This is a genomic window from Desulfococcus sp. (assembly GCF_050178255.1).
GTDB classification, from domain to species: Bacteria; Desulfobacterota; Desulfobacteria; order Desulfobacterales; family Desulfococcaceae; genus Desulfococcus; species Desulfococcus multivorans.
Genome location: NZ_JBFXGG010000107.1, coordinates 1 through 4498 on the forward strand (window position 1 = coordinate 1; position 4498 = coordinate 4498).

At 56.5% G+C, this 4498-nt stretch carries 5 protein-coding genes; 4 read left to right on the forward strand and 1 reads right to left on the reverse strand.

From position 1 onward, the window contains the following. Both AB7S84_RS14390 and AB7S84_RS14395 read left to right on the forward strand, forming a co-directional pair. Positions 1–1253: adenosine deaminase family protein (locus AB7S84_RS14390; RefSeq protein ID WP_428155268.1), on the forward strand; the 1253-nt coding region annotated here is incomplete at its 5' end. 52 nt (positions 1254–1305) lie between these two features. Continuing rightward, positions 1306–1923 (forward strand): phosphoesterase, encoded by a 618-nt coding sequence (locus AB7S84_RS14395; RefSeq protein WP_428155270.1) that lies wholly within the window; start codon positions 1306–1308, stop codon positions 1921–1923. A gap of 28 nt (positions 1924–1951) precedes the next feature. Here AB7S84_RS14395 and AB7S84_RS14400 read toward each other — a convergent pair whose 3' ends face one another. Further along, positions 1952–2122: a hypothetical protein gene (locus AB7S84_RS14400; RefSeq protein ID WP_428155272.1), complete on the reverse strand. Its 171-nt coding sequence runs from the start codon at positions 2120–2122 to the stop codon at positions 1952–1954. Positions 2123–2387: 265 nt separating this feature from the next. On the opposite strand from AB7S84_RS14400, the gene AB7S84_RS14405 reads away from it, so the two are divergent. Beyond that, positions 2388–3362, forward strand: coding sequence for a MipA/OmpV family protein (locus tag AB7S84_RS14405; protein WP_428155274.1), 975 nt, complete (start codon positions 2388–2390; stop codon positions 3360–3362). A 114-nt stretch (positions 3363–3476) separates the two neighbouring features. Then, positions 3477–4498: TolC family protein (locus AB7S84_RS14410; RefSeq protein ID WP_428155276.1), on the forward strand; the 1022-nt coding region annotated here is incomplete at its 3' end.

The following is a 4498-nucleotide window of genomic DNA, read 5'->3' on the forward strand; positions in this document are numbered from 1 at the left end:
CCTGGTTGCGGCGGCTCCCCAAGACCGACCTCCACTGCCACCTGGGCGGGATCGCCGATGCGCAGGGCATGATCACCGTGGCCGCAGTCGAACGGGGCCGGGTCGAGGCTCACCGTTCGAGGCTCGACCCCTGGCTCGCCGATTGGCGGAGAAGGTTTGAGGCCCAACCCGTCGAGGAACTCCGCGCCGCGTTCAATGCCAAAGACCTTCGCAATGCCGTGCCGGGCGTACCCGAGCCCTTGTGTGTAGCGGCGTTCGTTCTTCTGTTCGAGGAGGATCCCGACCTGCTCGATGCCTTGATTTTCGGCCCCTTTCGGGACGAAGCTGCGTTCAGCGGCATCGCATTCGACCCCTATGAACGGCTTGGGGACCTGCAAGGCTCCGGCCTGCTTCAGAGCGAGGCCACCATCCGTGCCGCCTGCCGCATTCTTCTCGAAAAGGCGGCGGCCGAAAACGTCCGGTACCTGGAGGTGCGGTGCTCGCCGATCAATTACACCCGGGGCGGTGTCTCCGAGCGTCGGGTTGCGGAAATCATCGCTGATGCCCTTACGGGAGCGGACGGGATCGATACGGTCCTCATTTTTACCGCCAGTCGGCATGCCGAGATCGAAAAGGTTCGAAGGCACGTCGAGCTGGCCGGGCGTCTGACAGCGTCCGGGAACGGGTTTCCGATCCTTCGCGGCTTTGACCTGGCCGGCAGGGAATCTGCCTGTAAACCCGCCGACATGCGAAGAGAGCTGATGCCCATGATGGAGCGCTGCATTCACTTCACCATTCACGCCGGCGAGAAGGCGGATGTAGGGAACATCTGGGAAGCGGTTTACCATCTCAACGCCGAACGTATCGGCCACGGCCTGACCCTGAAGGACAACCCCAGCCTGATGGAGCGGTTTGTCGACCGCCGTATCGCCCTGGAGATGTGCCCGTCGAGCAACTTTCAGATCATCGGGTACCGGGACAATTTTCTGCCCTCCACCCGAAACCTGGAGCCGTATCCCTTGTCGCTCTATCTCGAGGCGGGGCTCAGGGTTACCGTCAACACCGACAACCCCGGCATCTCGCGCACCGACCCCACCCGTGAACTCCACCGTGCGGCCCGGCTCACGCCGAACGGCCTCAGCCGCTGGGACATCTGCCGGATTATCCGCAACGGCTACCGGTCGGCCTTTGCCGACAGCGGCATGCGACGACGCCTCCTTCACCAGGCCGAGAAGGTTCTGGTGGATGCGGTCCAGGCTGAATTGGCGCCGTGACGGCGATGGATTGCGCCGGCCGAACACCCGAAACCAAAGGAGTGAAGAAACCATGACGGAGCAGATCCTGTGCGTCGAACGCACTGCTCTCCCTCCCAACTGGACCGGCGAGACCGCGGTCGTTCCCATGGGGTTCGAAGATTTCCTGAGCGCGGTTCGGGGTGTCCGGCCCCACTGGCTGCCGCGCCCGGAGGCGGAACTGAACCCCGCCTACAAGCAGCTTATTCCCTACGTGGTGCTCCGGGCCGACAACAGCCGGAAAATCGCATGCTATCGCCGCCGGGGGTCGGAAACCCGGCTCCACGCCTTGTGGTCCTGCGGTATCGGCGGCCACATCAACCCCGTCGACGCAGCCGATACGGCATGTTCCTTCGGTGTCGCCATTACGCACGGGGTCAACCGCGAGCTTGACGAAGAACTGCCTCGACGCCCCGGAGATGCCGTGCCCCGATTCAAGGGCGTCATCAACGAGGAACGGACCGAGGTCGGCACGGTTCATCTGGGACTTGTCTACTCTTTGGCGGTTTCCAGCGCCGATCTTTGCCGGCCGGGCCGTGAACTCAACAACTTTTCCTGGATGTCCGCTCCCCAGGCTGCCCGCCTGAACCTCGAGCTCTGGTCCCGGCTGGCCATGGCGCTCCTGTATGGTGGGACGGCATTCGGCCGGTAGAGAACAAGCCGGCCCGAATGCACCATGGCTACATCACCTCTCCACCGTGGGGCTTGTAGAAGATGTGCTCGCCCACCTCTGTCGTTTTCAGGTATTCAGCGGACCAGTCGGGGTTGACTCTCTGTTCCTGATCGGCCGATATCGGTCCTGTTGCGAGAAGGATGATCGCAAGACAGGCCGCAATCCACATGTAGCGCATGGTCAAACCTCCTGACTTTTCAACTATATGAATTTTCGGCTTTTATGATGGTTGCAATGCCCCTGATAACCACTTGGCTTGTCGCTTAACCGGGTTCTAAAACTGTCCTGACGATTGGGTCCAGCGCCGTTAACACTCATTTGATCCTTTCTTCACGTTTTTTTGACACGCCTTCTGTCAGTTTAACCCCATCACTAATTTTCAGGCTCCGCCTGTTGGAGACAACAAATGGATAGGTAAAACTACCACAGGAAAGGAAATATAAATGAAAAAACAAACAGTTATGGTTTTGGGTGTGTCTATGGCGCTGTGCCTGCACCTGATGCTGGGAGTCGCCGTTGCCGACAAGGGCAAGGATTTGCCGGAAGCTGTCAAAAGCAGCATTGAAAAGGCGTTTCCCGGTGCTGAAATAACGGAAGTGGAAAAAGAAATACGGCAGGACGGGGTTGTCACGGAAGTTGAACTGATATCCACCGATGGCATTCATTATGAAGTGTATGTGTCTGAAGACGGGCAGATTCTGAAAGTCGAAGAAGATGGTGAACTGCCGTGGATCGGCGGCGAGCTGTCCATCGGTATGTTAGTCCGCGGAGAGCGGGAAATCTATAAAGACGTGGGCAGCGAATTTGAGCCGGCACCCTTTATCAGGTATGAAAACGGGCCCTTTGAAATCGAAGGATATGATGGGCTGGACGCTTCGTTTACGCTGTTTGGCTCCGGTTCTTATAAAATCGCTTTAACAGGATCTGTTGATTTCGAAGACGGTTATGATCCTGATGACAGCGACTATCTTGAAGGCATGGATGAACTGGATACCCTTTACAGTGTCGGGCTTAAATGTGAAACCAATTATGCCGGCTGGGAGGCAGAGCTGGAATTTGAACAGGATGTCAGTGGCGAACATGACGGCCAGAAAGTCGAGCTGGCGTTTGGGTATCCGTTTATGGCAGGCGATTTTGAATTCCGGCCGACGTTGAGTGCCACTTGGCTGAGTGAAAAGACAGTGGATTACTTTTACGGGGTTTCAGTAAAGGAGGCAAGGCCGGATCGTCCGGTCTATTCTCCTGGTGCAAGTTATGAAATCGGGGCAGAGGTCATGATCCTGCGGCCGCTGTTTGGAAATTTCACGGCGGTGGGAATTGTTGAAATCTCAACATTTGGAAAAGACATAACCGACAGTCCTCTGGTGGATGAGGACTATGAAATCGAAGGCGGTCTGGGCATTATGTATACGTTTTAACCCTATAGCATTCAAGTTCGCTTAAGTTCGGGCTTTGAAATCGGTCTCGCTATCGGTATCGAAATCGCAATCGAACCCGATCCCGATTTTGCTAAAGAGAAAAAGTACAACCACTTGAATGAAGTAGATAATCAGATAAAAAAATATAAAGACACCATCGTTATGGCAAAAGGTTCTAATTGCATAGGATTAAATCAAATTCTGCTTTTGGGATGCCTGATTCTGCTTTCCGCATGCACGGTTGTCCCGGTCAAGGACCGCAAAGACATTCCCGCAAAACTGCCGGCGCAATTCTTTGCCAGTGATATGTCGGAATGGGAAATCAGCCTGACCTGGGAGCAGAGTTTTCCATCCGCGAGCCTGAAATCCGATGTTCGGGCGCTTCTTGAAGCAAATTTTGAGCTGGAAGCTGCCCGTGCCCGCGTGGAACAGGCTGCCGCCGCCTATGGCATTTCAAAATCAGCGCTCATGCCGTCTGTGGATGCAAATGCCGGTTTTGAACGTTCGCGGGAGGAAGCGGATGATGACCCCGATTCAACCGAAACGGACAGTACCATTTCCTTTGGCGCGGCATTGTACTGGGAGCCGGATATCTGGGGCCGCCTGCGTGCCAGGAAAGAAGCGGCATCGTTAATGCTCGAAGAAAAACAGGTGCTGGCGGACCAGGTGGCCCTGGAAATGCAATTCCTGCTGGTGGAGACCTGGATCACCTGGCATGCTTCGCGCAGGCTGGAAGATGTTTTAACGGCCCAGCAAACAACTAACATGCAGATACTGGAATTAACCGAACTGCGACTGGCCCAGGGCGACGGCAATTCTCTGGATGTGTTGCAGCAGAAGGGCCGCATGGCCAGCGTGGACCGGGAAATGCCCGGGGTGGTTTCGGAAAAACAAAGCGCAGCCAATGCTTATGCGGTGCTGATGGGGAGTTTCCCGGGTGAGGGCGTCCGTCCGGCGGATGATTGGCCTGTTTTAAAACCCCTGACCACAGTCTCTTCCCCCCGTCAGCTCATGGCAGAACGGCCGGATCTGCGGGCGGCTTTGCTGGCGCTTCAGGCCGCGGATCATGAACTGGCGGCCGCCATTGCCGACCGGTTGCCGAGGATATCCATAGAATTGGCATATACGGAAAGCGG